Origin of the sequence: Prauserella shujinwangii (assembly GCF_003001955.1) — a bacterium.
GTDB lineage: Bacteria > Actinomycetota > Actinomycetes > Mycobacteriales > Pseudonocardiaceae > Qaidamihabitans > Qaidamihabitans shujinwangii.
The window spans coordinates 58,322-84,937 of record NZ_PVNH01000010.1; the positions used below are offsets into that span (position 1 = coordinate 58,322).

The window sequence follows — 26,616 nt, forward strand, 5'->3', positions numbered from 1 at the left end:
CACGCCCTGCACTCACGAGCCGCGGTAGGCGTCAGACCAGGCCGAGGTTGCGGACGGCGTCGCGCTCCTCGGCGAGCTCCCGCACGGAGGCGTCGATGCGCTCGCGGGAGAACTCGTCGATGTCGAGGCCCTGCACGATCTCGTACTCGCCGTCCCTGGTGGTCACGGGGAAGGACGAGATGAGGCCCTCCGGAACGCCGTAGGAGCCGTCGGAGGGCACGGCCATCGACGTCCAGTCGTCTTGCGCGGTGCCGTTGACCCAGGTGTAGACGTGGTCGATCGCCGCAGAGGCGGCCGAGGCGGCCGAGGACGCGCCCCGCGCCTCGATGATCGCCGCGCCGCGCTTGGCGACCGTCGGGATGAACTCGTCGGCGATCCAGGCCCGGTCGTTGACCGCCTCGGCCGCGTTCAGTCCCTTGACCTCGGCATGGAAGATGTCCGGGTACTGCGTGGCGGAGTGGTTGCCCCAGATGGTCATCCGCCGGATGTCGGACACCGGCACGTCCAGCTTCTTCGCCAGCTGCGCGATGGCCCGGTTGTGGTCGAGGCGGGTCATCGCCGTGAACCGCTCGGCGGGCACGTCGGGCGCGTTCGACTGCGCGATCAGCGCGTTGGTGTTGGCCGGGTTGCCCACCACGAGCACCTTCACGTCGTCGGCTGCGCCCGCGTTGATGGCCTCGCCCTGCGGCTTGAAGATGCCGCCGTTGGCCTCCAGCAGGTCACCGCGCTCCATGCCCTTCGTGCGGGGGCGCGCGCCGACGAGCAGGGCCACGTTGGTGCCCTCGAAGGCCTGCTTCGGGTCGTCGAAGATGTCCGTGCCCACGAGCAGCGGGAACGCGCCGTCCTCCAGCTCCATCGCGGTGCCCTCCGCCGCCTTCACCGCCTGCGGGATCTCCAGCAGGCGCAGCCGCACCGGGGTGTCCTGGCCGAGCAGCTGACCGGACGCGATGCGGAAGAGCAGCGCGTAGCCGATCTGGCCGGCGGCGCCGGTGACGGTGACGTTGACAGGGGCTCGGGTCATTGCGTTCTCCTGCTGACGGGTTCGTTGCTCGTTGCGCTTGTATCGGGGATGTTATCCGCCGTCGCCGGGCTCGAACGGGTGCGTCGCCTCACGTCCGGCTTGACCGATTGAGCCGCCACGTCGAACGCGCGGCCCAGCGCGATGACCGCCTCGTCGAGCCTGCCGAGGCTGGTCAGGACGGTCCGCGCGGCGGGATCGCCGCCCTCGGCGGGAAAGTCGGCGACGTCCTCGGTGAGGACGAGCTCCGCCGGTCTCGCCTCGTGCCGGACGACGGCCAGCAGCACGGCGACGTTGTCCTCGATGCGGGCGGTCAGCGGCTCCAGCCCGTCGTCGAACGCGAGCAGCGCGGGCTCGGCGCGGGCGGCGACGTGCCGGGCGCGGAACGCGATCGTCTCCAGCGTCGTCAGCACGTGCCAGCCGTAGTCCCGGCGTGCGGCGGAGACGTTGATCGGATGGGTGAGCGGTTCCACAGTGGCCCGCACGCGCTCGACGGCGCGGTCGAGCCGCCGGGAGAGATCGATCACGTCGACGTTGTCCCTTCCGGACAGCAGCTCCCGCGCTCCGCTCACGAACTCCCGCAGGCGGTCCAGGGCGGTCGCCGTGTCGGTCAGCATCGCCGCGCGGGTGCGCACGGGCACGATCACCACCGCGGCCAGGATCCCCGCCGCCGCGCCGACGGCCGTCTCCGCGAGCCGGATGCCGAACACCCCATAGCTGAACGTGCCGAGCATGCTGTAGAGCAGCCCGAGCATGGTCGTGATGAAGAACGCCATGCCCAGCTGGGACACCCGGGCGAAGTAGACCATCCCGAACACGCAGCCGAGGATCAGCGCGATCGTCAGCGGGGTGTCGCCCGCCGCGAGCAGGGTGGCGCCGACCCCGCCGAAGATCCCGGCCACCGTGCCCGCCAGCCGCCGGGCTCCCTTGACCAGCGTGGCGCCCGCCGTGCCGGAACCGAGGAACACCACGAACACGGTCAGCACCGCCCAGTACCAGCGTTGCGGCGACACCAGCTCGCCACCGACCACGGCGAGCCCGCCGCCCACCACGGCCTGCAGCGCGCCACGGGCCTGGTCATCGAACGCGAACACGGGCACCCGCTCGCGCGGGCCGGGCTCGCCTGCCGCGGCGGGCCGGTCGCGCTCGGCCACCCGCTGGGCGTTGACGTCGGCCAGCGCGAGCTCGGCGATCGCACGGCGCAGCTCGTCGCCCGGCTCGGGTCGCCCGGCCAGCCTGCTGCCCCGCACGAGCAGCCGGGAGAACTCCTCGGCGTCGCTGATCAGCGGCAGCTCGCGCGGGTCGCGTTCGATGAGGGAACGGAACCGGCGCAACTGCGCGCGGAGGTCGTCGCGCACGTCGCCGGGCAGCGGCCGAGCCGTGACGCGGCGGGTGGCGATGGTCAGCCACTGCACGGCCAGCTCCACCTCGACCGCGCGGCGGCGCAGCTGGGCGGCGGCCGCGCCGTCGAGCACGTCGGCGGCGCTGTCCTCGACCAGCAGCACCACCTCGTGCAGCCGGGTGCCGGCGCGGCGCAGCCTGCGGGTAGCCCGCGGCGTCCCGCCGGACGCCAGGTAGCCGTCGGCGGCCCGCACCACCGCACCCAGCCGGGCCCGGAACGCCCGCCGGATGCTCAGCAGTTCCCATTCCGGGTTGCGCGGGAGCACGAGGAAACGCACGACGGCGTTGGCGGCGAGGCCGACGGCGAGCGCCCCCAGCAGCTCGGGCACCTGCCGCAGCTGCGTCTGCAGGAACATCGCGAAGAAGAACAGGAAGAACGCCAGCGAGCCGAGCGCGGTGCCGCGGGAGCCGAACCGCTGCGCGTACACGGCGACGAAGATGAGCAGCACGAACACGACGCCGTCGGCGGGTGGGTACGCCTGCCCCGCACTGGCCGTGGTGAGCGACGCCGCGCCCACGGCGAAGCCCAGCGCGAGCGTCACCGCCTGCCCGCGCGGCTCGGGGTCGTTCACGGTGAACGCGGACATCATCGCCGCGATGGCGCCGACGAGCACGACGGTGAGCGGCAGGCCGAGGGGAGCGAGGACCCCCGCGGCGAGCACGATGCCCAGCACGGCCGACAGCGCGAGCCTGGTCCGGACGAGGCCGGGGTCGGAGGCGCGCAGCCGGTCGGCCGCCACCTCCAGCGGGCGGCCGGTCATCCCGGGGGCTCCCGCCGGGCTGGGCGCGGGTCGTCGAGCGGGGAAGGGAAGCCGGTCACCGCCACGTCAGCCACGTTGACCACGTCGCTCACGGTAGCCCGGGCGCCGGGCGCCGCCCGGACACGGGAGGGCCACGCCCCGCAGCCCGGCGGACGCGTCGCTGCGGCAGCTGACCCGCCTGCCGCACGCGGCCACCACCCGCGTCTACTCGTCGTAGTAGCGGGTGGGCTGGGACCCGTAGCTGTCGCGCCGGGCGTGCGCGGGACGCAGCGCGCGGCCGGACATCCCGCTCACCAGTGAGCCGATGGCGATCCCGAGGACGAGGTACACGGCCGCGTTGACCAGCTGCACGGCGATGCTCTCGGCCACGGTGAACGGCCACACCACGAACACCACGGTGACGAGCGCGACGATCCAGCCGAAGAACGCCATCGGGCGGGGCGCGAGCATCAGCAGCGCGTGGGCCAGTGCGGTCGCCAGCAGGGCACCGACCACGCCGAAGGAGGCGAGCCACGCGGCGCCGATGTAGTCGATGGCGCCCCTGGTGTTGGTCGGGGCGATCACCGGGTATCCGAACACGCCGCGGACCACGAGTACGGCGACCACCCCGACCAGGGCCGCCACCAGCGCGGTCGCCAGCCCGCCGACCCACAGGGTCTTCGCGTCGACGCGCGGCCGCTCGGACTCGTCGAACGAGGAGTGACTGCTCATGCCGGCTCCCTGGGCTCGCCGTCCCGTGTCCGGTTCCGACTGTAAGCCCGGTACGGACGGTGCGCGACGCGAACGTAACTCGTTCGGCGCCGTCAGCACGTGGCGAGGAACCGCTCCAGCACCCGGGCGCCGAAGCGGAGCCCCTCGACCGGCACCCGTTCGTCCACGCCGTGCGCCATCGACCGGTACGGGAACCCCTCGGGCAGCCACAGCGGAGCGAACCCGTAGCAGTCGATGCCCAGCGGCGCGAACGCCTTGGCGTCCGTCCCGCCGCCCATGCAGTAGGGCACCGCCACGGCCGCCGGATCCTCCGCTCGCAGCGCGTCCGCCATCGCGGCGAACCACGGCGAGTCGATCGGGGCCTGTACCGCGGGTTGCCTGGCCAGGAACTCGCGCTCGACGTCCGGTCCCAGCAGGGCGTCCACCTGGGACAGCAGGGACTCCTCCGTGCCCGGCAGCACACGGGTGTCGACGAGTGCGTGCGCCGCGCTGGGGATCACGTTGACCGCGTATCCCGCCTCCAGCGCCGTCGGCGTCGTGCTGTTGCGCACCGTGGACTCGGCGAGGGAGGCGAGCGGCCCGAGCCTGGCGAGCGTTCCGTCTACATCGGACAGATCCACGTCCACGCCGAGCGCGTCTCCGGTGCGTTCCAGGAACGCCCGCACGGTCGGCGTGAGCACCACCGGCCACTCGTGCGCGGCCAGCGCGTGCAGGGCGCCGACCAACCGGACGACGGCGTTCTCGGTGTTGCGGCGGGAGCCGTGGCCCGCCCGGCCGCGTGCGGTGAGCCGCAGGTGCGCGGTGCCGCGCTCGGCCGCGCCGATGGGGTAGACGCGCACGTTCCGGCCGTCGGCGGCGGTGGCGTGGTAGGTGTACCCGCCGGACTCGCCGATCGCCGCCGCGCAGTCGGCGAACAGCTCGCGGTGATCACGGACCAGCCAGTGCGCGCCGAAGTCGCCCCTGTCCTCCTCGTCCGCGACCAGCGCGAGTACCACGTCCCGGCGCGGTCGCCGCCCGGAGCGCAGCAGCGAGCGCAGCGCGGCGAGCGCCATCGCGCAGAAGTCCTTCATGTCGACCGTGCCGCGCCCCCAGACGAAGCCGTCTCGCACCTCGCCGGAGAACGGGTGCACCGTCCAGTCCGCCGCGTTCGCGGGCACCACGTCGAGGTGGCCCTGCACGAGCAGCGCGGGCAGGGCCGGGTCGGCTCCCGGGACGCGGGCCACCAGGTTGGCGCGGCGCGGCGCGGACTCGTGGACGTCGGTCTTGATCCCGGCGTCAGCGAGCAGCCCTGCCGCGTACTCGGCGGCGTCACGCTCGCCCTCCGCGTGGCCCCCTCCGTGGTTGGTCGTGTCGAAGCGCACCAGCCGCGCGCAGAGTTCCACCACCTCGTCGTCCATCGCGCTCCCCGTCGTTCAGCCGTACTTGCCCTGTACGGCGCCGTCGGCGATCGCCGTGACCACCTTGAACGCCTGCATGGCCCCCGTCATGTCCGGCGCGTCGAACCCGACCCGGCGCACGTCCACCTGCTCCACGGTGGGGATCACGGCGGCGGCCTGGGCCAGGTGGCTGGCGTCGAACTCCACCTCGATGCGGTGCGAGGCCCGCGCCCCGGGTGCCCGGCCCGCGCCCCGCATACTCTTCTCCGCCGCCTCGGCGAGCCACCGGGCCGTCGCCGAGGGCGGGTCGCAGATCGCGGCGTAGCGGCTCACGGCCTCCTTCACGGCCACCGTCTCGGCGGCGGGCGCGTACTCGCGAGCGTCCTCGCAGGTGAGGTCGTCCCCGCTGACGAGGAGGACCGGCACGCCGTGCTCGGCGGCGAGGGCGGCGTTGAGCCTGCCTTCACTCGCGCGCACGCCGTCCAGCCACACGCCGGTGATCTGGTTGGGCAGGTAGGTGTGGGAGAGCACGCCGTCGCAACCCGCTCCGGCGTGGTAGCCGAGGAACACGACGCCGTCCACCCCGCTGTCGATACCCTGCATCATCGACAGCGGCTTGTGCCGCCCGGTGAGCATCCGCGCGCGCTCGTCGAGGTCCTCGAGGAGGAGGTTGCGCTGGGCGGAGTGGGCCTCGTTGACCAGCACGCCGTCGGCCCCGCCCGCGAACAGGCCGGCGACCACCGCGTTGACGTCACCGGTGAACAGCCGCCGGAACCGCTGCCACGGCTCCGTGCCCGGAACGACGTCGTCGGTCCACGTCACACCGGTGGCGCCCTCCATGTCCGCCGAGATCAGGATCCGCATGCCGGCCAACCTACTGGCCCGGGCCCACGGTGAGCATCCATTTCAGGAAATCGTTGACATCAACTGTGCGCAAGTGGTTACTTTTCGTCTTCCGGACATCCCAGACGGCGACGAGGTGGTCACAGTGCGTTTCACTCGCTTCCGGCGGCTCAGATCGGTCCTCGCCCTGGCCGCGGTTCCGTTGCTCGGCACGGGACTGTTCGTCCCCCAGGCACACGCGCAGGACGGGCCCACGGTTCTCCGGGTCGCGCTGGTGCAGGAGATCGACCACCTCAACCCGTTCACGGCCAGCTTCGCCTCCAGCACCATGGTCGGCCGGTTCGCCTGGGAGTTCCTGACCCTGCCCTCGGCGGAGGACGCCACCCCGACCGGTGGGCTCGCCGAGAGCTGGTCCGCCTCCGAGGACAAGCTGACCTGGACCTTCCGCATCCGCGACGGCGTCCGGTGGTCGGACCGTGAGCCGGTCACCGCGCACGACGCCGCCTTCACGTTCAACCGCATCATGACCGACCCCAAGGCGGCCGAGGCCAACGGCAGCTACGTCACCAACTTCGCGCGTGTCACGGCACCCGACGACCGCACGCTCGTGATCGAGACGGAGGAGCCGCAGGCCAGCATGACCGCGCTGGACGTCCCGATCGTGCCCGAGCACGTCTGGTCCGGGATCCGCGACATGGCGGCGCCCGAGACCGACAGCATCGAGGTCGTCGGGGTCGGCAGCGGGCCGTTCCTCATCACCGAGTACCGGCGCAACGAGGTCGTCCGGATGAAGGCCAACCCCGACTACTGGCGTGGCCGGGCGGAGATCGACGAACTGCAGTTCGTGAAGTTCGAGAACGCCGACGCGGCCGTGAACGCCCTGCGCAACGGGGAGATCGACTTCGTCAACCGGCTCACCCAGGCCCAGTTCGACACGCTGCGCGGCGAGCCGAACATCGCCACCAACCAGGCCTCCGGCAGGCGCTACCGCGAGCTGCTGATGAACCCGGGCGCCCGCAACAGCGCGGGCCAGCCGATCGGCGACGGCCACCCCGCCCTCCGCGACGTGCGGGTACGCAGGGCCATCGCCAAGGCCATCGACCCGGAGACGCTCGTCGAGAAGGTGCTCGGCGGCTACGGCGAGCTCCCCGGCGGCCTCGTGCCACCGATCTACGCCGACCACCACTACACCCCACCCGCCGACAAGAAATACACCTTCGACCTCGCGGCCGCCAACCGCGAGCTCGACGCGGCCGGATACCGCAGGGGGCCGGACGGCGTGCGGGCCGGCCCGGACGGCCGCAAGCTGAGGTTCCGCCTCACCGCCCGCGCGAGCGAGGACTACGGCCTGCGCGCCACCGACTACATCGCGGGCTGGCTCGACCGCGCCGGGATCGAGGTCGTCAAGAACCTCGTCTCCGACAACGAGGTCGACGAGACCACCTCGTCCGGGCACTACGACCTCGCCCTGTCCGGATGGGGCACCAACCCGGACCCCGACTACATCCTGGCCAAGCAGACCTGCGCCGCCCTGCCCGCCACGTCCGGCAGCAGTAGCAGCAACGCGTTCTTCTGCGACCGGACCTACGACCGGCTCTACCAGCGGCAGGCCACCGAACTCGATCCGCGGCGCAGGGCCGAACTGGTCCGGCAGGCGCAGGCCCGGTACTACGAGCAGGTGCCGAGCCTCGTCCTCGGCTACGACAACGTGCTGGAAGCCTGGCGCTCCGACCGGTTCAGCGACTTCACCGAGCAGCCGGAAGGCCGGGGCCAGATCATGGAGCAGACCGGCTACTGGGGCTTCTACGGGGCCCGGCCCGCCGACGCGGCCACCGGCGCCGACGTCGGGCTGCCCGCGGGAGCGTGGGTGGCCATCGGCGCGGGCGCCCTCCTGCTCCTCGCCGGCGGTGGCACCGTGCTCGCCCGGCGCAGGACACCGGCCGAGGACCGCGAGTAGGCGGGTGCCGTGACGACCTCGGTGGACACCGCGGGACCGGCAGGCGCGGGCACGCGGCGGGCCGGCACCTCGACGCTGCGTTTCCTCGCGGGCAAGGTGGGCGCGGCGGCGGTCAGTCTCGCGTTCGTCGTCGTGCTCGGCTTCCTGCTGTTCCGCATGATCCCGGGCGACCCGGTCGCGACCATGACCCGCGACCGGCCCACCAGCCCGGAACAGCTGGCGCGGCTGCGGGAACGGCTGGGTGTGGACGAGCCGATGGTGCGGCAGTTCCTCGACTACGCAGGCGGGCTGCTGCGCGGCGACCTCGGCACCTCCTACATCTACAACCGCCCGGTGTCCGCGATGATCGGCGAGCGGTTGTGGCCGACCATCCTGCTGGTCGGCACCGCCACGCTGCTGGCGGCGGCGCTGGGTCTCTGGCTGGGCGTGCGGGCCGCCTGGCGGCGGGGCAGCACGTTCGACCGGGCGCAGACCGGGATCGCGCTCACCCTCTGGTCGGTGCCGCAGTTCTGGCTCGGGCTGCTGTTGCTCACCGCCACGCAGGGGCTGTTCCCGAGCCGGGGCATGCGCTCCCCGGACATCCCACCCGACCTCCTCGGCCAGGCCCTGGACGTCGCCCATCACCTGGTGCTGCCCTGTGTCACCCTGCTCGCGGTCACCTACGCCCAGTACATGCTGGTGATGCGCTCGTCGCTGCTGGAGGAGATGGGCGCGGAATACCTGACCACGGCCAGGGCGAAGGGGCTGCGGGACGACCTCGTCCGCGCGCGGCACGCCGTGCCCAACGCGCTGCTGCCCACCGTGACCCTCGTGTTCCTCCAGTTCGGCATGGTCGTCTCCGGCACGGTGACCGTGGAGACCGTGTTCTCGTGGCCCGGTCTGGGCCTGCTCACCTACGAGGCCCTGCGGGGCCCGGACCTGCCCCTGCTGCAGGGGCTGTTCGTCGTGCTCGCGGGAGCGGTGATCCTGATGAACCTCGTCGCCGAGGTGCTCTACCGGGTGCTCGACCCCAGGGTGCGTGCGTCGTGAGCGGGGGAACGTCGCCCGTGTGGCAGCGCAGGCGCTCCGCGGCCGTGCGGGTGTGGCGGGAGTTCACGCGTGACCGTGGCGGTCTGGTGAGCCTCGGTGTGCTCGGCGCCGTGGTGCTGCTCGCCGTCCTCGCGCCGGTGCTCACCGACCCGGCGGGGCTCGACGTCACCCGCGCGGACGGACTGCCGCTGCGGCCGCCGACCTGGGAGTACCCGCTCGGCACCGACGTGGACGGCCGGTCGGTGCTGCTGCTCACGCTGTGGGGCACCCGCGTGTCGCTGCTCGTCGGGTTCGCCGCCACCGTGCTCTCCGTGCTGATCGGCACCGTGGTCGGCATCGCCGCCGCGCACCTCGGTGGCTGGGTGGCGGCCGCCCTGCTGCGGTTCACCGACTTCTTCCTGGCCCTGCCCTCGCTCGTGCTCGCCATCGCCCTGTCGTCCGTGCTGCCCCGCGGCAGCGCGACGATCGTGCTCGCCATCGCGGTCACGTCCTGGCCCGCCACCGCCCGGCTGGTGCGGGCGCAGGCGCTGACGGTCGAGGGCAGGCCGTACATCGAGCGGGCGAAGGCGCTCGGCGGCGGGCACCTGCACCTCGTCGGCAGGCACGTGCTGCCCGCCGTGCTGCCGCTGGTGCTGGCCAACACCACGCTCGTGGTCGGCAACTCGATCATCGCGGAGTCCACGCTGGCCTTCCTCGGCCTCGGCGACCCGAACGCCGTCTCGTGGGGCTCGATGCTGCAGACGGCGCTCAGCTCCGGCGCGGTCAGCGCGGGGGCCTGGTGGTACCTGCTGCCGCCGGGACTCGCGATCGTGGTGATCGTGCTGTCGTTCACGCTCGTCGGCAGGGCACTGGAGACCGTGCTCAACCCGAGGCTGAAGGGGGACCGGGACTGATGGCCGCACTGCTGGAACTCCACGACCTCGGCGTCACCTACCGCACGGCGGCCGGACCGGTCCCCGCGGTGCGCGGCGTCGACCTCACCCTCGGCGCGGGGGACACGCTCGGCGTGGCGGGCGAGTCCGGTTCGGGCAAGTCGACGGTCGCGCTCAGCGTGCTGCGGCTGCTGCCGAGGTCGGCGACCGTCACCGGGCGCATCCTCCTGGAGGGGGAGGACGTGCGCACCATGCGCTGGGGGCGGCTGCGCGCCGTGCGCTGGTCGTCGGCCGCCGTCGTCTTCCAGGGCGCGATGCACGCGCTCAACCCGGTCCGCCGCGTCGGCGAGCAGATCGCCGAGCCGCTCCGCCTGCACGCCCCGCCCGGTACGGCGCGCGCGGCCATGCCGGATTCCCGGCTGCGCGCGCGGGTCGCGGACCTGCTCGCCGCGGTCGGCCTGCCCGAGACGAGGGCGCGGGCCTACCCGCACGAGCTGTCCGGCGGGCAGCGGCAACGGGTGATGATCGCGATGGCGCTGGCGTGCGAGCCCAGGCTCATCCTCGCCGACGAGCCGACGACCGCGCTCGACGTGCTGGTCCAGGCCCAGGTGCTGAACCTGCTGCGCGGGCTCGTCGCCGAGCGCGGCATCGGCCTGATGCTCATCAGCCACGACCTGTCCGTGCTCGCCGCCACCTGCGCGCGCGTGGCGGTGATGTACCGCGGGGAGGTGGCCGAGCACGGCCCCGCGGCCGACGTCATGCGCAGGCCGCGGCATCCGCACACCCGCGCGCTCGCCGCCGCCTTCCCCACGGTGGGCGACCCGGAGTCGCGGTACGCCCCGGCCACCGCGACCGCGCTGCCCCCGGAGCCGCCCGGCCGCGGCACCCGGGAGGAGCCCGCCGTGCTCGCGGCTCGCGGGCTGCGCGTGCGCTTCCGTGACCGCGCCGGGGGAGAGGTGGCCGCCGTCGACGGGGTCGATCTCGATCTCCGGCGCGACGAGATCGTCGCCCTCGTCGGGCAGTCCGGCTCGGGCAAGACCACGCTCGCCAGGACCCTGCTCGCGCTGCAGCGGCCCAGTGCGGGCTCCGTGCTGTTCCGCGGCGACCCGGTGCCGCGGTCCGGTACGGCGCTGCGGGCCTACCGGCGGCAGGTGCAGCTCGTGCTACAGGACCCGGCCGCCGCGCTGAACCCGAGACACACCGTCTACGAGGCGGTGGCCGAAGGCCCCCGGATCCACCGCCTGCCCGGCGACGAGCGTTCCCGCGTCGTCGCCGCGCTCGAGGCCGCGGAGCTGCGGCCCGCGGCGGAGTTCCTGTCCCGGCTGCCGCACGAACTGTCCGGCGGGCAGCGCCAGCGGGTGGTCATCGCCGGCGCGCTCGCCCTCGAACCGAGCGTGCTCGTGGCCGACGAGCCGGTGGCGTCGCTCGACGCGTCGGTGCGCGGTGAGATCCTGGCCCTGTTGCTGCGGCTGCGGCGGGAGATCGGACTGGCGGCCCTGGTGATCACCCACGACCTGGGGCTCGCCTGGAACATCGCCGACCGGGTGGCCGTGATGTACCGCGGCAGGCTGGTCGAGGAGGGCGCGGTGGAGAAGGTCCTGCTCGATCCGCAGCACGAGTACACCCGCGAGCTGCTGGCCGCCGCGGCGGTGCCGGGTACGGGAGAACCGGCTGAACGCGGTGTGTAGTCTCGAAAGCCAATATGGCCACCACGACTGACCCCGTGCCGACCGCAGGATCGGACGCGGACACGCACGCCTTGGCGCAGGCGCCCGCCCGCGCCGACGAACCGGCTCGCTTCCCGTACCGCACGATCGCGATGGGAACGGTCGGCTGCGCGCTGCTCATGCTGGCCGCGCTGGGCGCCGGGGGCATCCTCGTCCACGACCCCGTGCTCGGCGACGGCCCGCTGTCGTGGATCCGGTACGGCCACGGTCGCGCGCTGGCGACGGCGCTGCTGTACGTCGGTTTCGGTCTGGTCGTGTGGGCCTGGGTGCGGCTCGGCCGCTACGTGCTCGCCAACCGCGTGAACAGCAAGCCGATCCTCGTCGCGGCGGGCTGCTGGATGGCGCCCCTGCTGATCTCGCCGCCCCTGTTCACCAGGGACGTGTTCTCCTATCTGGGACAGGGTGCCCAGCTGCTGCACGGCCTCGATCCGTACGACTACGGGCCGGCCGAACTGGACACGCTGAACACCGTCGTCGAGAACGTCCACCCGCTGTGGCAGACCACGCCCGCGCCGTACGGGCCGCTGTTCCTGCTCGTCGCCAAGGCGATCGTGTCGGTCACCGGCAACAACATGATCGCGGGCGTGATCGTGACCCGCGTCGTGCTGCTGGCCGGTCTCGCCGGGATGCTGTGGGCCCTGCCCCGGCTGGTGCGGCACCTCGGCGGGCGACTCCCGGTCACGCTGTGGCTCGCGGTGGCCAGCCCGATGACCGTCATCCATCTCGTCGGCGGCCCGCACAACGACCTGCTGATGCTCGGCCTGCTCACGATCGGCGTCCTCATGGCGCTGGAACGCAGGCACGCGGTCGCCGTCGTGCTCGTCACCGTCGGGATGCTGATCAAGCCGACGGCGGCGATAGCGCTGCCGTTCCTCGTGTGGGTGTGGGCCAACCACCTCACCGAGGGCAGCCTGTTCCGCCGGTTCGTGCGCGCGGTGGTCCCGTCGCTCGGCCTGTTCGGGATCGTGTTCGTCGGCGGGACCTGGCTGTCCCTCGGCTCGGTCAACCTCGGCTGGGTGACCGGACTGCAGGCACCGCAGATCATCACGAACTGGCTGAACTTCCCGAGCGGCATCGGGGAGATCTTCTACACGCTCGTGAACCTCATCGTGGACGTGGAGGCCTCACCGTTCGTGACCGTGGCACGGGCGCTCGCCTGGGTCGCGCTCGCCGTGATCATGGTGCGGCAGTGGTGGCTGGCGCGGCACGGCGGCAACGAGGCGATCTTCCGGATGGCGATCACGTTGCTCGCCGTGGCGATCTTCGCGCCCCCGACGCTGCCGTGGTACCTCACCTGGGGCTTCGTGATCGCCTCGGCGTTCCCGTGGCGGCGCAGCCACCTCGCGATCGTGGTGGCGGTCTCGGTGTTCCTCGTGCTCGTCTACTACCCGACGGGTGAGCAGGGGCTCTACGACTGGTGGTTCATCGCCGCCGTCATCGCGAGCAGCCTCTACGCGGGCGCGTCGCTGCTGCGGCCCGACCCGCTCGGGCTGGTCGCCGCGTGGCGCCGCGACACCGCACGGGACTGACCCCCCCTCACGCGGGTTCCGCGGCGCTCCAGCCCCGCCACGTGGTGACGTCGGTGCGCACCACCGGGCCGCCGGGCGGCTCCCGGGTGTACTGCACGTACTTCTCCCGCAGCGCGCGGATCGGCGCGTCGCGGCCCGCGGAACCGGACACGATCGTGGCCTTTCCGTCGGCGCGCACCCACCACAGCCGAGTCCAGTCCTCGTCGTAGTGGTCGACCAGGAACGACACCGCCGGGTTGGCCTCGATGTTGCGCAGCCGCCGCAGCTCGGTGGTCGACTTGGGCTTGTGGTCGACCGCGAACACGATCGCGTCGCCCTCCAGCGCGAACGTGACCGGGACCAGGTGCGGTAGCCCGTCGGCGCCCGCCGTGGCCAGGCGGGCCACCCGCGCGGAGGCGAACCGGAGCCGGGCCTGCCTCGCGTCCAACCTCATCTCCCCAGGCTAGTGCCCTCCACGAGTGGCGCAGCACAGCGCCAAAACGCAACCGATGGTTGCGCCGCGGCCGCCTTTCGGCTAACGTGACTCGCAACCGGAAGTTGCGAATAAGGAGTTGACGAGCGTGGAACACGGCAGCATCGAGCGGGAGATCCACGTCGACGCCTCACCCGAGGTGGTCTACGAGGTGGTCAGCAGCCCCGGGCACATCGCGGAATGGTGGTCCGACGACGCGGACCTCGAGGCGGCTCCCGGCGCGGTCGGCGAGCTGGTCTGGGGCGACCGGGCGGAGGTGGTCCCGATCACCGTGGTCGAGGCCGTGCCCCCTCGGTTGTTCTCGTTCCGCTGGTGCCATCCCGAGGGCGAGGCCGCCGACGCCGCGAACTCGCTGCTGGTCAGCTTCGAGCTCACCCCCTCGGGCGCGGGCACCAGGATCCGGCTCGTCGAGACCGGGTTCCGGGAGGTGGGCTGGGCGGCCGCGAAGGCGGCCGAGCGGCACCGCGAACACAGCATCGGCTGGGACACCTTCGTTCCCCGGCTCGGGGAGTACCTCGCGCGGCTGGTGTCGGCCCCGTGACCGCCGCGGTCGACGACGACCTGTGGTCCGCGGTCGGGGACCCGACCCGGCGGCGCATGCTCGACCTGCTCCTCGCGGACGGCGAGGGCACGGCCACCAGCCTCAGCGAGCGACTGCCCGTGACGCGGCAGGCCGTCGCGAAACACCTCGGCGTGCTGGACCGCGTCGGCCTGGTGCACGGCACGCCGTCCGGCCGGGAGAGGCGGTACCGGGTGGACGAGGCACAACTCGCTCGCGCGATCGCGCAGTTGTCCGCCGTGGGGGCGGCATGGGACGGCCGGCTCCGGCGCATCAAGCGGATCGCCGAGGCCGTCCAGCGCGGGAAAGACCAGCACTGAGCTCCCGAAGGTCAGCGGAGAAACCGACCCGAGAAAGAAGGTTCGACCATGGTGGACATCCTGCACAGAGTCGGCATCAGATCGTCGGTGGCCGAGGTCTACGAGGCCTTGACCACCACCGACGGCCTCGCCGGCTGGTGGACGGCCGATACCCAGGGCGACGGCGGCGACCCGGGTGGCGTGCTCCGGTTCCGGTTCGGGGCCGGTGGGTTCGACATGAAGGTCCTCGAGCTCACCCCGGGACAGCGCGTGCGGTGGGAGGTGATCGAAGGGCCGGAGGAGTGGATCGGCACCCAGGTGGACTGGAAACTCGCCCAGGAAGGTGAGCACACCATCGTCCTGTTCCACCACCGGGGTTGGCGGGAGCCGGTGGAGTTCCTGCACCACTGCAGCACGAAGTGGGCGGTGTTCCTGATGAGCCTGAAGTCGATGGTCGAAACCGGGAAGGGTGCGCCCGACCCGCACGACGTCAAGATCGACAACTGGAACTGACGTCCCCGGGGCCACGCCGCTGCCGCACGACCACCCGGGCGGCAGCGGCGTCGAGCTCGGCGGGCACCCCCAGCGGCACGGTCAGCGCCGACGGGCAGTGGCCGAACCGGAGTCCGCACAGCACCGGCACCCCGAGCGGGCCCAGCCGGTCCCGCAGCACCTCCCGCACGGCACGGGGATCGCCACAGCCGGTCCACGACCCCAGCACGATCCCCCTGACCCCGGCGAACCACCCCGCGCGGAGCAGCTGGGTCAGCATCCGGTCGATCCGGTACGGCTCCTCGCCGACGTCCTCGAGCACCGCGATCCCGTCCCGCGCCGGGCGCGTCCCCGGAGTCCCGGCACCAGCCGCGAGGAGGCTCAGGTTGCCGCCCACGAGCCTGCCTTCCGCCCGGCCCGGCACCAGCGGCCCGGCCTCCGGACCGGTGAGCACCCGGACCGTACCGGGCTCGAACAGGGTCGCCCGCAGGTGCGCCGCGGCCGCCGCGTCGAAGTACGACGTGGCGGGCATGGGGCAGAACAGCGTCGGCAGGCCGAGCCGGGCGCCCACCGCGTCGTGCAGGGCGGTGGTGTCGCTGGATCCGGCGAACAGCGTCGGCGGAGCCTGCCGCAGCGCCTCCCAGTCGAGCAGGTCGAGCACGCGCGGACAGCCGTAGCCGCCACGGGCCGCGAACACCGCGGTCACCTCGGGGTCCAGCCACGCCTCCGTGAAGTCCCTCGCCCGCTCGGCGTCCGTACCCGCCAGGTAGGGCAGCTGCGGATGCCGCGCGAGCAGCCCGGTGGCCCGCCGCACCCGCAGCCCCCACGACTCCAGCACCGCCGCCCCGGCCGCGAGCTTCTCCACGGTCACCGGGCCCGCCGGTGCGACGAGGGCGACCGTGTCGCCGGGGCGCAACGGCCAGGTCACCGCCGCAGCTCCAGCCGGGGCACACCCGGCGGTGCGAAGCCGAACACCTGACCGTAGAAGGACAGCTCGGCCTCCAGCGCCGCCTCGATCGTCTCCGCCCCGCGGAACCCGTGCTGCTCCCCGGGGAAGGTGAGGTACGCGTGCGGGACACCGGTGCCGTGCAGTGCCGCGACGAACCGGTCGGCCTGCTCGGGCGGGCAGATCTGGTCGTCCAGCCCCTGCAACAGCAGCACCGGCCCGGCCGTCGACGCGGCGCGGTGCAGCGGGGACCGTTCCCGGTAGCGCTCTGCCGTGTCCGGCAGTGGCCCGACGAGGCCCTCGACGTAGCGGGATTCGAAGTCGTGCGTCTCGCCCCCTTCGCCGGTCCACGCGGCCAGGTCCAGGATCGGGAACTTGATCGTGGCGGCGCGGAACGTGCGGACCGACGTGATCGCGGCGGCCGAGGTGAACCCGCCCGCGCTGCCGCCCCGGATCGCCAGCCGCTCCGGGTCGGCGGTGCCCTCCGCCACGAGCGCCTCGGCCACGGCGACGCAGTCGGCGACGTCCAGCACGCCCCACTGTTCCCGCAGTCGTTCCCGGTAGCGCCTGCCGTAACCGGTCGACCCCGCGTAGTCGACGGCGACCACCCCGATGCCCCGGCTGGTGAAGTAGGCGAACTCCAGGTCCAGCGTCCCCTGGTGGCGACCGGTCGGCCCGCCGTGCACGTGGACGACGTACGGCGGGAGCTCCCCGTCGGGCGCGCGATGGTCCGGGTTCGCCGGCGGGTACACGTACGCCGGGACCGGTTCGCCGTCGACGGAGCCGAACCAGCGCCGGCGCGGAACCGGCAGGTGCTCGCGGGCGGGCGGCTCCACCGGCGCGCCCGGGCGCGTCAGCGTGCCCGAGCCGAGGTCGAGCCGCACCACCGCGGGTTCGCTGCGCGGTCCCGCCGCGACCCCCGCCACGCCGCCTGCCACCGCGGTCAGCGTTGGGGACCACTCGGTCAGCCCGGCCGCCTCCGGCACGTCGGTGACGGTCCCGGTCGCCTCGTCGAGCACGGCGAGCCTGCCCGCCGCGACGACGGCGTGCCTGCCGCCGCCCAGCGGCGCGAACCACCGCGTCCCCGGCTTCCACAGCGCCCCGCCCAGCTCGCGTTCGACCGGCGCCAGGTTGGTCAACTCGCCGTCGAGGGTGACGCGGTGCAGGTTCCACCAGCCGCCCGGGTCGAGCAGGGCGAGCAGCGACCCGGCCGACTCCCATTCCAGCTGGCACACCGCGACATCGGGGCCGCCCGCGACGACCCGGTGCGGGCCGAACGTGCCGTCGGCGCGGATCTCGGCCACACACAGCTCGGTGCCGTCCCACGGCATCGCGGGGTGGTCCCAGCCGAGCCACGCCGCGTGCCGTCCGTCCGGCGACGGCTGCGGCGCGGTGAGGAAGTGGTGGCTGGCCGCCAGCGGCACCGGCTCGCCGCCCGCGGGGGAGACGGCGACCAGATCGCGCCGGACGTCGGTGCGGCGGGGGCCGGTGCTCGTCTCCCGCACCGCCCACACCTGCCCGTCCGGGCCACGCCGCAGGTCGCCGTACCGGACGCCGTGGGGCTCGGCGGGCTCGGGCGTGACCGGCGCCGTGTGACCCGTTCGCGGATCGCGAACATGGATCCGCTGATCCGCCCAGTGGGTGAACGCGATCAGCCCGCCGGTCTCCACCCACGGGCGGCCGCCGTACTCGTGCAGCCGGTTGCGCGCGCTCCACGGCGCGGGCAGCAGCTCCTCCGGCCCGTCGTCCCCGGCCCGCAGCAGCGTGATCCGGCCCTGCTCGGCCGGACGTGACTCCGCCCACCACAGCTCGCCGCCGACCGCCGCGACCCACTGCGGCAGGGCGCCCGCGGCCGCGACGTCGCTAGCCTGGAGGGGAGAGGTCCACGTTCCGTGCGGGGCGGTCTCCGGCATCCCGCCACCTTAGGCGCAGCCGCCGGATGCCGGGCTCGCCCCGGACGAGCTTGATCTCGGAGGTTGGCCTAGGGTCAGGGGTGCCATGGCTCGCGTCATTCATGTCTTCCGCCAACCCGACCGCTTCGTCGCCGGAACCGTCGGGGAACCCGGCGACCGCACGTTCTACCTGCAGGCTTCTGAGGACACGCGGACGATCAGCGTGACGATCGAGAAGCAGCAGGTCGCGGTGCTCGCCGAGCGGCTCACCTCGCTGCTGGAGGAGATCGCGTCGCGCTTCGGCGCCGACGTGCCCGACGAGGCTCCCGACGAGCTCGTGGACTCCGACCCCCTCGACGTCCCGGTCGAGGAGGAGTTCCGGGTCGGAACGATGGGGCTCGGCTGGGACGCCGAGAGCAGTGCCGTCGTCATAGAGCTGCTCGCCATCACCGAGGGCGAGGTGGACGAGACGGTGGTGCTCGACGACACGGAGGAGGGCCCGGACGCGGTGCGCGTCTTCCTCAGCCCGGCGTCGGCGCGCGCGTTCGCGGCCCGCGCCGACCGGGTGGTCAACGCCGGTCGCAAGCCGTGCCCGCTGTGCGGCGAGCCGCTCGACCCCGCGGGGCACATCTGTCCCCGGCAGAACGGCTACCGGCGTGGTGAGGACGTCATCGAAGGCACCGAAGGCTGAGCCGGGTGGAGCGGCGGCTCGACCCGGCGGACCCGGCGGCGCGGGACCTGATCCGGCACGGCAGGCTCGACGTCGAGGGCAGGCTCGTGGACGCCTCCAACGTCACCCTCTTCTGCGCGGTGGAGCTGGACGGTCTGAGCGCCAACGCCGTGTACAAGCCGGTGTCGGGGGAGCGGCCGCTGTGGGACTTCCCGGACGGGACCCTCGCCGACCGTGAGGTCGCGACCTACCTGATCGCCGAGGCGGCCGGGCTCGCCAACGTGCCACCGACCGCGTTGCGGGAGGGCCCGTTCGGCGCGGGCATGGTGCAGCTGTGGGTGGAGACCGCCGAGGAGGAACTCGTCGACGTGCGCTCCCCCGACGACGTGCCGGAGGGCTGGCGGGTCGTGCTGCACGCCCACGACCGGGTCGGCGAGCCCGCCGTCCTCGTGCACGCCGACCGGCCGGGGGTGCGGGACCTGGCCGTGCTCGACATCGTGGTGAACAACACCGACCGCAAGGGCGGGCACGTGCTCAGCGGTGCCGACGGCCGCGTGTACGGCGTCGACCACGGCATCTGCCTGCACGCGGAGCCGAAGCTGCGCACGGTGCTGTGGGGCTGGATCGACGAGCCGCTGCCGGGCGAGACGTCCGACAGGCTGCGGAGGCTGCGCTCGGCGGTGGACCACGACCTCGGTAAGGCGCTCACGGAACACCTCACGCGGCGTGAGGTGCGTGCGCTCGCCGAGCGCATCGACCGGCTGCTCGCCGAGGGCCGGTTCCCGGCACCCGGCGACGAGTGGCGCGCGATCCCCTGGCCCCTCTTCTAACCCACGCGCTGGGTGGGCGTGCCGAGGTCGCTCAGCGGAAGAGGCCGGCGTGGCGGCGGGCCCACTCCGCGTAGGTGGTGCCCGGCCGACCGGTGGCCTCGGTGAAGCCCGGCTCGGGCGTCATCCGCATGTCGTCTCCCCCGGAGAGCAGCCAGTCCGCGGTCGCGGCGTCGACGCCCTGCGCCAGCCAGCGGTCGCGGGCCTCCTCCCGGGTCAGCTCCCGGTACCGCACCGCACGCCCGAGTGCGTCGGCGATCGCCCGCACCTGCTGCGGCACGGTCAGTGCCTCCGGGCCGCTGAGCCGGTAGCGGCGCCGCTCGTGGCCGTCCTCCCGGAGCGCCGTGGCCGCGACCGCGGCGATGTCGGCCATGGCGATCGGGGTGTCGGTGGCGTTCGGGAAGGGCTCCGCCACCACGCCCTCGGCGCGCACGGAGTCCGCCCAGCGCAGGGTGTTCTCCATGAACGACCCGGGGCACAGGTGGGTCCAGGCGAGCCCGGCGTCCTCGACCGCCCGCTCGATCGTCGCGAACGAACGGGCGTAGGGATCCTCCGCATGCTCGTCCGCGAGGATCGACGACAGCGCGACGACGTGCCGCACTCCGGCATCCCGGGCCAGCTCCGCGAACCGGCCCGCGGTGGCGGGCAGCGGCGCCAGGTACACCTTGTCCACCCCGGCCAGCGCCGCGGGCAGGGTCTCCGGCCTGCCCAGATAGCCCTCGTACACCTCCACGTCCGGCGGCAGTGCCGCCTTGACCGGGTCAGTCGTGAGCGCCCGCACCGGCTCGCCGCAGCCCCTCAGCTCGTCGACCACCATCCGGCCGATGTTGCCGGTCGCGCCCGTCACCAGGATCGTCATCCGCACCCCCAGAAACTCGGTACACCGTACGACTCTCTGGCAGCTTACCTCGTACACCGCACGGAGTTCTATGCTTTCCGGTCATGAGGGACGACGGTGGGCCGAAGGACCTGTCCAGGGCCATGCGCCTGCTGTGGCGGGCGGGCGGTGCCGCCCGCCGTGGGCCCAAACCGGCGCTGACGGTGGAGCAGATCGTGGCGGCGGCCATCGAGCTGGCCGACCGGGACGGGCTGGCCGCCCTGTCCATGCGGCGCGTGGCCGAACGGCTGGGGGTGGGCACGATGTCGCTCTACACCTACGTCCCCGGCAAGGCGGAGCTGGTGGCGTTGATGCTCGACGCCGTGGACGCCGAGGCGTCGCTCCCGCACACGGTCGCGGGCGGCTGGCGGGAGAAGACCGAATCGTGGGCACGCGAGGACTGGGCGCTGTACCACCGGCACGACTGGATGCTGCACGTGTCGACGCGGTACCCGCTCGGGCCGAACACGATCCGCCGTTTCGACTCGGCGCTGCGGTCACTGGCGGGCACGGGGCTGCCGGAGAAGGAGATCCTGGCGGCGACCGACACCGTGGACAACTACATCCGCGGGATGGCGCGCCGGTCGATCGAGAGCAGGCGGCTCGAACTGCGTACCGGCACCAGCGAGCGGGACTGGTGGGCGGAGCACGAACCGCTGCTCGACGAGCACGTCGACCCTGACGACTTCCCCGCGGTGCGGCGGGTGTGGGCGGCCGGTGGGTTCCACTCCGGCGTGGACAGCTTCGACTTCGGGCTCGGCCTGCTGCTCGACGGCATCGAGGCCCGCATCCGCGCCCACCGCGAGCGGCACCGCTGACCGGCGTGTTGGGTGTCCGCGACGATGCGTGACCGCTACGGTCTGCTCCCGTGCGCTCCCATTCCTACGACGACGTGCTGGCAGGCCCGCGCCGCCGCAAGGTCCCCGAGGTGCCCGCCGAGCCGGGCCTCGTGGTGGAGGACCCGGCGAGCGGGTTCTGCGGTGCGCTGGTGCGGATCGAGCACGGCAACGCGGTCCTCGAGGACCGGCACGGCAGGCATCGCGTCTTCCCGCTGACCCCAGCCGGGTTCCTGCTCGAGGGCAAGCCGGTCACGCTCGTCCCGCCCCGGCAGGAGCCCGCCCCGGCCCGCGCGGTGTCCGCGTCCGGTTCGCTCACGGTCTCCGGGCTGCGGGCCCGGGTGGCCCGCGACTCCCGGATCTGGGTCGAGGGCAGGCACGACGCGGAGCTGGTCGAGCGGGTGTGGGGGCACGACCTGCGTGTCGAGGGCGTGGTGGTGGAACCGCTGGACGGCGTGGACGTCCTCGCCGAGCGCATCGCCGAGTTCGGCACCGGGCCCGGCAGGCGGCTCGGCGTCCTGGTGGACCACCTGGTGCCGGGCAGCAAGGAGTCGCGTCTCGTCGACGCCGTCGACGACGAGCACGTGCTGGTCACCGGCCACCCGTTCGTGGACGTGTGGCAGGCGGTCCGACCGGCGTCCGTCGGCATCCGGGAATGGCCGTCGGTGCCGAGGGGAGTGGAGTGGAAACAGGGCGTGTGCGACGCGCTGGGCTGGGGCGAGCCGTTCGAGGGCTGGCAGCGCGTGCTGGCGGGCGTCCGGAGCTTCCGTGATTTGGAGACACCGCTGATCGGCGCTGTCGAGCGGCTGATCGACTTCGTCACCGCCCCGGGGTGAGCACCGTGACCAGGGCAAGGTCACGCGTCGGTCACGTCCAGCGATCTCCTCGGTCGCCTTCGTCACTATCTGGGAGCATGTGCACATGACAGCGGCACTGATCTGGCTCGTCGTCGGTATCGGCCTGATGGTGGCGGAAGTGCTCTCGGGTGACTTCGTGCTGCTCATGCTGGGCATCGGGGCGCTGTTCGGCGCCGGTTCCGCCGCGCTGACGGGCAACCCGTTCGTCGACGTCGCCGTGTTCGCCATCTCCTCGATCGGCCTGCTGGTGCTGGCCCGCCCCGCGCTCAAGCGGAGATTCCTCGCCGGACCAGGCGTGAAGACGAACACCGACGCGCTGGTGGGCGCCCAGGCCGTCGTCCTGTCCACAGTGGATCCGCACGGGGGTCAGGTCAAGCTGGCCGGGGACGTGTGGTCCGCACGCAGCTTCACCGAGGGCCAGGTGATCCAGCCGGGAACCACCGTGACCGTCGTGGAGATCTCCGGGGCGACCGCCGTCGTGTCGGCGGAGCCGTGACGGCCGGGGCGCACCGCCGCCGGAGCCGATCGCACACAATGAAGGGATCCCAGTCTTGTCGACCGCAGCGATAATCGTTGTCGCCATCATCGCGCTCTTCGTGATCGTCACGGTCGCGAAGGCGATCATGGTGGTGCCGCAGGCACAATCGGCGGTGATCGAGCGCCTTGGCCGGTTCAAGTCGGTCGCCTCGCCCGGTCTGAACTTCCTCGTGCCGTTCCTGGACAAGGTGCGCGCGAGGATCGACCTCCGCGAGCAGGTGGTCTCGTTCCCGCCGCAGCCGGTGATCACCCAGGACAACCTGACCGTCTCGATCGACACGGTCGTGTACTTCCAGGTCACCGACTCGCGCGCCGCCGTCTACGAGATCTCGAACTACATCGTGGGTGTCGAGCAGCTGACCACGACGACCCTGCGCAACCTGGTCGGCGGGATGAGCCTGGAGGACACGCTCACCTCGCGCGACCAGATCAACGGGCAGCTGCGTGGCGTGCTCGACGAGGCCACCGGCCGGTGGGGCATCCGCGTCGCGCGCGTCGAGCTGAAGGCCATCGATCCGCCTCCGTCCATTCAGGACTCGATGGAGAAGCAGATGCGCGCCGACCGCGAGAAGCGCGCGATGATCCTCACCGCGGAGGGTCAGCGGGAGTCCGCGATCAAGACTGCCGAAGGCCAGAAGCAGAGCCAGATCCTCGCGGCCGAGGGCTCCAAGCAGGCGGCGATCCTCGCCGCCGAGGCGGAGCGGCAGTCCCGCATCCTGCGGGCACAGGGTGAGCGGGCAGCGCGGTACCTGCAGGCGCAGGGCCAGGCCAAGGCGATCGAGAAGGTGTTCGCCGCCATCAAGGCCAGCAGGCCGACCCCCGAGGTGCTGGCGTACCAGTACCTGCAGACGCTGCCGCAGATGGCGCAGGGCGACGCGAACAAGGTGTGGCTGGTGCCCAGCGAGTACGGCAAGGCATTGGAGGGCTTCGCCCGCCAGCTCGGTGCGCCCGGCGAGGACGGGGTGTTCCGGTACGAGCCGCCGAAGGACGACCACGTCGAGATGCCGCCGCTGGAGGACGAGGAGGTCGCCAGCTGGTTCGACACCTCGACCGACCCGAAGGTCGCCGAGGCCGTGCGGGAGGCCGAGAAGGTGGCGCGGCAGGAGGTGCCGGGCCCGCTGACCACGTCCGGGACCGACCGCCCCGCCCCGACGGCGCTGTCCGGGCTGGCCGGGATCGCCGGCGCGCCCGCCCCGCAGCCGGAGCAGCGGGGCGAGGAACAGCCCCCGGCGCCACCCCAGCCGCCGCAGCGGCCGCAGCAGCCGGGCGGGTTCAACCCACCACCCGGTGGGCCGCAGCCGCCGCAGGGCCCGCGCCAGGGCTGACTGACAGCACGCCGACGCGGAAGGCCGCCGTCCCCGGAGCGGGGCGGCGGCCTTCCGCATGGTGGCCCACCTTGACGGGTAGGGGATTTCCTACCTATTGTTTCCGGCATGGACATCAAGAAGCTGCAGTTCGTCTCCGTCCCCGTGGCCGACCACGTGCGGGCGAAGGACTTCTACCTGACAACGCTCGGTTTCGAGTCGCTCCTGGACCGGGAGGGACCGCACGGCAGGTTCGTGCTGGTCGCGCCGAGGGGCGCGGAGACCGGCGTGGTGCTGGTCGACTTCACGGTCGACGGGCGCGGGTTCGGCGGTCCCGTGCACCTGCAGTTCCACACCGACGACGTGGACTCCGACCACGCCGCGCTGCGCGCCGCCGGGGTGGACGCCGAGCCACCGCAGGACATGCCGTGGGGCAGGACGACCTCGTTCACCGATCCCGACGGCAACCCGATCTCGCTGCTGCAGCCGTCCGCGCTCGGCGCCAGGCCCGCGTAGATGGGCCGTACCGACGAGGTGTTCGCCGCGCTCGCGAGCCCGGTCCGGCGCGACGTCCTCCGGCTCCTGCTGGACGGCCCGCAGCCGGTCCAGCGGCTCGCGGAGCACTTCGACATGCGCAGGCCGAGCCTCTCGGAGCACCTGAAGGTACTGCGCGAGGCGGGGCTGGTCAGCGAGCGCAGGCAGGGCCGGTTCCGCTACTACTCGCTGGAGGCGGAGCCGTTGCGGGACGTCGCCGACTGGCTCACCCCGTACGAGCGGTTCTGGCGTGCGAAGCTCGCCGGGCTGCGTGACCTGCTCGACGAGGAGGAGCTGTGAGCGGGGAACGGACCGCGATCCACGTCGACCAGTTCCTCGCCCACCCGCCGCACACGGTGTGGCGCGCGCTCACCGAACCGGAACTGCTGGCGCGTTGGCTGATGCCGAACGACATCGCGCCGGTCGTGGGGCACCGGTTCCAGCTGCACTCCGAGCCGAAGCTCGCCGCGGGGTTCGAGGGCGGCCCGGTGCCGTGCGAGGTGCTGGCCGTGGAACCGGAGAAGCTGCTGTCGATCCGGTGGGGTGAGCGGTGGACCGTCACCTGGCGGCTGGAGCCGGAGGGACGGGGCACCCGCCTGTTCCTCAGCCACGAGGGCTTCGACCCCGGGGACGAGCGGGACCAGGTGGCGTGGCGGATCATGGGCGGCGGCTGGCGGACCGGCGTGCCGAGGAAGCTCGCCGCCGTGCTCGACGCCGGCCTCTGACGGGCACACGCGCCGCCGTGCCTGGTCCCGGCTCGTGAGTGGGAAACGTGGTTCTAACCACGCTTCTCACTCACGAGCGTCACCGGGGCCAGGGCGGGTCGTTTCGGCGTGATCGCGTCCCCCGACGAGGTGCCGCGCAACCGGCGGCCCACCCACGGCACGGCGTGCTCGCGGGCCCACCGCCAGGTCTCGGCGCGGCGCTCCCGGCTGGTGAGCACGGCGCGCGGGCCGAGATCGGCCGGTATGACGTCGTGGTCGGCTCCCAGCGCGTCGAGGACGGCCGCCGCGATGAGCGTGTGCCCGTGCGCGTTGAGGTGGATCCGGTCGGCGGCCCACAGCCTGCGGTCCCGCAGCGAGCGCATGGCCCACATGTCCACCAGCAGCGCACCGTGCCGGGCGGCGATCAGCCGCACGTGCTCGTTGTAGATCGCGGTGCGGCCCCGCAGTCGCCGGAAGAACGGGTCCTCCACCCCGTCGACCCCGGTGAACAACACGACGGTCGCGCCCGTGGCCGCGAGCCGGGCGACGGTGTGGTCGTAGCTCTCGGCGAGGGCATCCAGGTCGGCCTTTGGGCGCATGAGGTCGTTGCCGCCCGCGTAGAGGGTCACCAGATCCGGCCGCATGGCGATCGCGGGCCCGGCCTGCTCGGCGATCACGTCGGCCAGCAGCCTGCCGCGGACGGCGAGGTTGGCGTACTCGAGGCCGGGGCGCTGCCGGGCGAGCTGCTCCGCCGTGCGGTCGGCCCACCCCCGCACGCCGTTGGGCGAGCCGGGGTCGTCGTCGCCGACCCCTTCGGTGAACGAGTCCCCCAGAGCCACGAAGCGATTGACCATGACCCGCACTGTAGCCACGGGTGCGCTGTGGCCTGTCACACGCGGTGCTGGTCGCGGTGCCGCGCCACGTGGACCCGGGTGGCGCACCGGGTGGAGCAGAAGCGGCGCCGCCCGTTGCGCGAGGTGTCGACGAAGACCACGGCGCAGCCGTCCCGGGCGCACGTCCCGCACCGGGAAGGGTCGTCGCACAGCAGGTGGGCGAGCCCGCCCGCGGTGTAGGCCTGGACGCGCCGGACGGGACCGTCGTCCTCGCCGGAGTAGTGCAGGTGCGCGGGCAGTCCGTCGTGCCGGGAGACGAACGGGCGGCAGGCCGAGTCGGCCAGCAGGTCGTTGACCAGCGCGATGCGCGTGCCGAGCGCGGTCTCGGTGAACACCGGGCGGAGCCGCCGCGCCCACTCCGCGATCTCCTGTGCCTGCGCCACGGACAGGCGCGGGACCGAGGCCATCCCCGCGTTCCGCATCGCCGTGACCAGGTCCTCGGGTCCGGTGCCGCCCGCGTTCACCACCGCCGCCGCGACCTGCGCCGCGAGCCCGCCGTAAGGGTTGAAGTGCACTGACTCATTACACCACGCTGGCGGGCATGACCGACGAACTCTGCCCGCACTGCGGCTGCCCGGTCCGCGAGCTCCGTGGATCGGCCGGCTCCGTCCACGCCGTCTCCGAGGGGACGCTGAGCTACCTGCGGTGCGCCTGCGGCAGCTGGCTGCTGCGGGTGAACGGGCGGGTGCGCGG

28 protein-coding genes are annotated in these 26,616 nt (G+C 73.0%); 17 read left to right on the forward strand and 11 right to left on the reverse strand.

The window, feature by feature from the left end; genetic code table 11:
• Positions 1 to 31: 31 nt before the first annotated feature.
• From B0I33_RS22855 to B0I33_RS22875, 5 genes are all read right to left on the reverse strand, one after another.
• Positions 32 to 1,021 (reverse strand): malate dehydrogenase, encoded by a 990-nt coding sequence (locus tag B0I33_RS22855; protein ID WP_106180918.1) that lies wholly within the window; start codon positions 1,019 to 1,021, stop codon positions 32 to 34.
• Complete coding sequence (locus B0I33_RS22860; protein WP_106180919.1) at positions 1,018 to 3,180, reverse strand: FUSC family protein; 2,163 nt, start codon at positions 3,178 to 3,180, stop codon at positions 1,018 to 1,020. The genes B0I33_RS22855 and B0I33_RS22860 overlap by 4 nt, the downstream gene beginning before the upstream one ends.
• Positions 3,181 to 3,384: 204 nt before the next feature.
• The gene (locus B0I33_RS22865) at positions 3,385 to 3,891 is read right to left on the reverse strand and encodes a DUF6069 family protein (protein ID WP_106180920.1); all 507 of its coding nucleotides are present in this window, start codon (positions 3,889 to 3,891) and stop codon (positions 3,385 to 3,387) included.
• Positions 3,892 to 3,983: 92 nt separating this feature from the next.
• The gene (locus tag B0I33_RS22870; protein WP_106180921.1) at positions 3,984 to 5,288 is read right to left on the reverse strand and encodes a M20/M25/M40 family metallo-hydrolase; all 1,305 of its coding nucleotides are present in this window, start codon (positions 5,286 to 5,288) and stop codon (positions 3,984 to 3,986) included.
• 15 nt (positions 5,289 to 5,303) lie between these two features.
• Positions 5,304 to 6,131 carry a M55 family metallopeptidase gene (locus tag B0I33_RS22875; protein WP_106180922.1) on the reverse strand — a complete coding sequence of 276 codons (828 nt, stop codon included), beginning with the start codon at positions 6,129 to 6,131 and terminating at the stop codon, positions 5,304 to 5,306.
• Positions 6,132 to 6,255: 124 nt separating this feature from the next.
• Here B0I33_RS22875 and B0I33_RS22880 point away from each other — a divergent pair, with 124 nt between their 5' ends.
• Genes B0I33_RS22880 through mptB form a run of 5 tightly spaced genes read left to right on the forward strand, consistent with a single transcriptional unit; the run spans position 6,256 to position 13,224 of the window.
• Positions 6,256 to 8,067 carry an ABC transporter substrate-binding protein gene (locus tag B0I33_RS22880; RefSeq protein WP_245900956.1) on the forward strand — a complete coding sequence of 604 codons (1,812 nt, stop codon included), beginning with the start codon at positions 6,256 to 6,258 and terminating at the stop codon, positions 8,065 to 8,067.
• A gap of 9 nt (positions 8,068 to 8,076) precedes the next feature.
• Positions 8,077 to 9,096 (forward strand): ABC transporter permease, encoded by a 1,020-nt coding sequence (locus B0I33_RS22885; RefSeq protein WP_106180924.1) that lies wholly within the window; start codon positions 8,077 to 8,079, stop codon positions 9,094 to 9,096.
• Positions 9,093 to 9,989 (forward strand): ABC transporter permease, encoded by an 897-nt coding sequence (locus B0I33_RS22890; protein ID WP_106180925.1) that lies wholly within the window; start codon positions 9,093 to 9,095, stop codon positions 9,987 to 9,989. Before B0I33_RS22885 ends, B0I33_RS22890 begins: the two co-directional genes overlap by 4 nt.
• Positions 9,989 to 11,656, forward strand: a complete 1,668-nt coding sequence (locus tag B0I33_RS22895; RefSeq protein ID WP_181193422.1) for a dipeptide ABC transporter ATP-binding protein — start codon at positions 9,989 to 9,991, stop codon at positions 11,654 to 11,656. The genes B0I33_RS22890 and B0I33_RS22895 overlap by 1 nt, the downstream gene beginning before the upstream one ends.
• A gap of 14 nt (positions 11,657 to 11,670) precedes the next feature.
• Positions 11,671 to 13,224 carry a polyprenol phosphomannose-dependent alpha 1,6 mannosyltransferase MptB gene (gene mptB, locus B0I33_RS22900; protein WP_106180926.1) on the forward strand — a complete coding sequence of 518 codons (1,554 nt, stop codon included), beginning with the start codon at positions 11,671 to 11,673 and terminating at the stop codon, positions 13,222 to 13,224.
• A gap of 7 nt (positions 13,225 to 13,231) precedes the next feature.
• Here the strand turns inward: mptB and B0I33_RS22905 are convergent, their stop codons facing one another.
• Positions 13,232 to 13,657 (reverse strand): TIGR03668 family PPOX class F420-dependent oxidoreductase, encoded by a 426-nt coding sequence (locus B0I33_RS22905; RefSeq protein WP_106180927.1) that lies wholly within the window; start codon positions 13,655 to 13,657, stop codon positions 13,232 to 13,234.
• Between the two features lie 127 nt (positions 13,658 to 13,784).
• Between B0I33_RS22905 and B0I33_RS22910 the strand changes: the two genes are divergently transcribed.
• From B0I33_RS22910 to B0I33_RS22920, 3 genes are read left to right on the forward strand one after another with little or no spacing between them, the layout of a single operon-like run.
• The gene (locus B0I33_RS22910; protein ID WP_106180928.1) at positions 13,785 to 14,237 is read left to right on the forward strand and encodes an SRPBCC domain-containing protein; all 453 of its coding nucleotides are present in this window, start codon (positions 13,785 to 13,787) and stop codon (positions 14,235 to 14,237) included.
• A complete protein-coding gene (locus tag B0I33_RS22915) occupies positions 14,234 to 14,575 on the forward strand; it encodes an ArsR/SmtB family transcription factor (RefSeq protein WP_106180929.1) in 342 nt (113 codons plus the stop codon). Before B0I33_RS22910 ends, B0I33_RS22915 begins: the two co-directional genes overlap by 4 nt.
• Before the next feature lie 48 nt (positions 14,576 to 14,623).
• A complete protein-coding gene (locus B0I33_RS22920; RefSeq protein ID WP_106180930.1) occupies positions 14,624 to 15,067 on the forward strand; it encodes an SRPBCC family protein in 444 nt (147 codons plus the stop codon).
• Here B0I33_RS22920 and B0I33_RS22925 read toward each other — a convergent pair.
• Positions 15,045 to 15,974, reverse strand: coding sequence for a S66 peptidase family protein (locus tag B0I33_RS22925; RefSeq protein ID WP_106180931.1), 930 nt, complete (start codon positions 15,972 to 15,974; stop codon positions 15,045 to 15,047). The genes B0I33_RS22920 and B0I33_RS22925 overlap by 23 nt on opposite strands.
• The gene (locus tag B0I33_RS22930; protein ID WP_106180932.1) at positions 15,971 to 17,905 is read right to left on the reverse strand and encodes a S9 family peptidase; all 1,935 of its coding nucleotides are present in this window, start codon (positions 17,903 to 17,905) and stop codon (positions 15,971 to 15,973) included. Before B0I33_RS22930 ends, B0I33_RS22925 begins: the two co-directional genes overlap by 4 nt.
• Positions 17,906 to 17,990: 85 nt before the next feature.
• On the opposite strand from B0I33_RS22930, the gene B0I33_RS22935 reads away from it, so the two are divergent.
• Both B0I33_RS22935 and B0I33_RS22940 read left to right on the forward strand, forming a co-directional pair.
• The gene (locus B0I33_RS22935; protein ID WP_106180933.1) at positions 17,991 to 18,575 is read left to right on the forward strand and encodes a DUF3090 domain-containing protein; all 585 of its coding nucleotides are present in this window, start codon (positions 17,991 to 17,993) and stop codon (positions 18,573 to 18,575) included.
• A 5-nt stretch (positions 18,576 to 18,580) separates the two neighbouring features.
• Positions 18,581 to 19,384 (forward strand): SCO1664 family protein, encoded by an 804-nt coding sequence (locus tag B0I33_RS22940; protein WP_106180934.1) that lies wholly within the window; start codon positions 18,581 to 18,583, stop codon positions 19,382 to 19,384.
• 31 nt (positions 19,385 to 19,415) lie between these two features.
• On the opposite strand, the gene B0I33_RS22945 is transcribed toward B0I33_RS22940, so the two are convergent.
• A complete protein-coding gene (locus B0I33_RS22945) occupies positions 19,416 to 20,240 on the reverse strand; it encodes an NAD(P)H-binding protein (RefSeq protein ID WP_106180935.1) in 825 nt (274 codons plus the stop codon).
• An 83-nt stretch (positions 20,241 to 20,323) separates the two neighbouring features.
• Here B0I33_RS22945 and B0I33_RS22950 point away from each other — a divergent pair, with 83 nt between their 5' ends.
• The 7 genes from B0I33_RS22950 (at position 20,324) to B0I33_RS22980 (ending at position 25,051) form a co-directional block, all read left to right on the forward strand.
• Positions 20,324 to 21,076, forward strand: a complete 753-nt coding sequence (locus B0I33_RS22950; protein WP_106180936.1) for a TetR/AcrR family transcriptional regulator — start codon at positions 20,324 to 20,326, stop codon at positions 21,074 to 21,076.
• Between the two features lie 50 nt (positions 21,077 to 21,126).
• Positions 21,127 to 21,930 (forward strand): DUF3097 domain-containing protein, encoded by an 804-nt coding sequence (locus tag B0I33_RS22955; protein ID WP_106180937.1) that lies wholly within the window; start codon positions 21,127 to 21,129, stop codon positions 21,928 to 21,930.
• Positions 21,931 to 22,015: 85 nt separating this feature from the next.
• Positions 22,016 to 22,447, forward strand: coding sequence for an NfeD family protein (locus B0I33_RS22960; protein ID WP_106180938.1), 432 nt, complete (start codon positions 22,016 to 22,018; stop codon positions 22,445 to 22,447).
• A gap of 127 nt (positions 22,448 to 22,574) precedes the next feature.
• Positions 22,575 to 23,813 carry an SPFH domain-containing protein gene (locus B0I33_RS22965; protein WP_425440515.1) on the forward strand — a complete coding sequence of 413 codons (1,239 nt, stop codon included), beginning with the start codon at positions 22,575 to 22,577 and terminating at the stop codon, positions 23,811 to 23,813.
• 108 nt (positions 23,814 to 23,921) lie between these two features.
• Complete coding sequence (locus tag B0I33_RS22970) at positions 23,922 to 24,308, forward strand: VOC family protein (RefSeq protein ID WP_106180940.1); 387 nt, start codon at positions 23,922 to 23,924, stop codon at positions 24,306 to 24,308.
• The gene (locus B0I33_RS22975; protein WP_106180941.1) at positions 24,309 to 24,626 is read left to right on the forward strand and encodes an ArsR/SmtB family transcription factor; all 318 of its coding nucleotides are present in this window, start codon (positions 24,309 to 24,311) and stop codon (positions 24,624 to 24,626) included.
• Positions 24,623 to 25,051 (forward strand): SRPBCC family protein, encoded by a 429-nt coding sequence (locus tag B0I33_RS22980; RefSeq protein ID WP_106180942.1) that lies wholly within the window; start codon positions 24,623 to 24,625, stop codon positions 25,049 to 25,051. The genes B0I33_RS22975 and B0I33_RS22980 overlap by 4 nt, the downstream gene beginning before the upstream one ends.
• Positions 25,052 to 25,104: 53 nt before the next feature.
• Here the strand turns inward: B0I33_RS22980 and B0I33_RS22985 are convergent, their stop codons facing one another.
• Positions 25,105 to 25,884 (reverse strand): SGNH/GDSL hydrolase family protein, encoded by a 780-nt coding sequence (locus tag B0I33_RS22985; RefSeq protein WP_106181145.1) that lies wholly within the window; start codon positions 25,882 to 25,884, stop codon positions 25,105 to 25,107.
• A 35-nt stretch (positions 25,885 to 25,919) separates the two neighbouring features.
• Positions 25,920 to 26,438: a CGNR zinc finger domain-containing protein gene (locus tag B0I33_RS22990; protein WP_106180943.1), complete on the reverse strand. Its 519-nt coding sequence runs from the start codon at positions 26,436 to 26,438 to the stop codon at positions 25,920 to 25,922.
• Positions 26,439 to 26,616 lie beyond the last annotated feature (178 nt).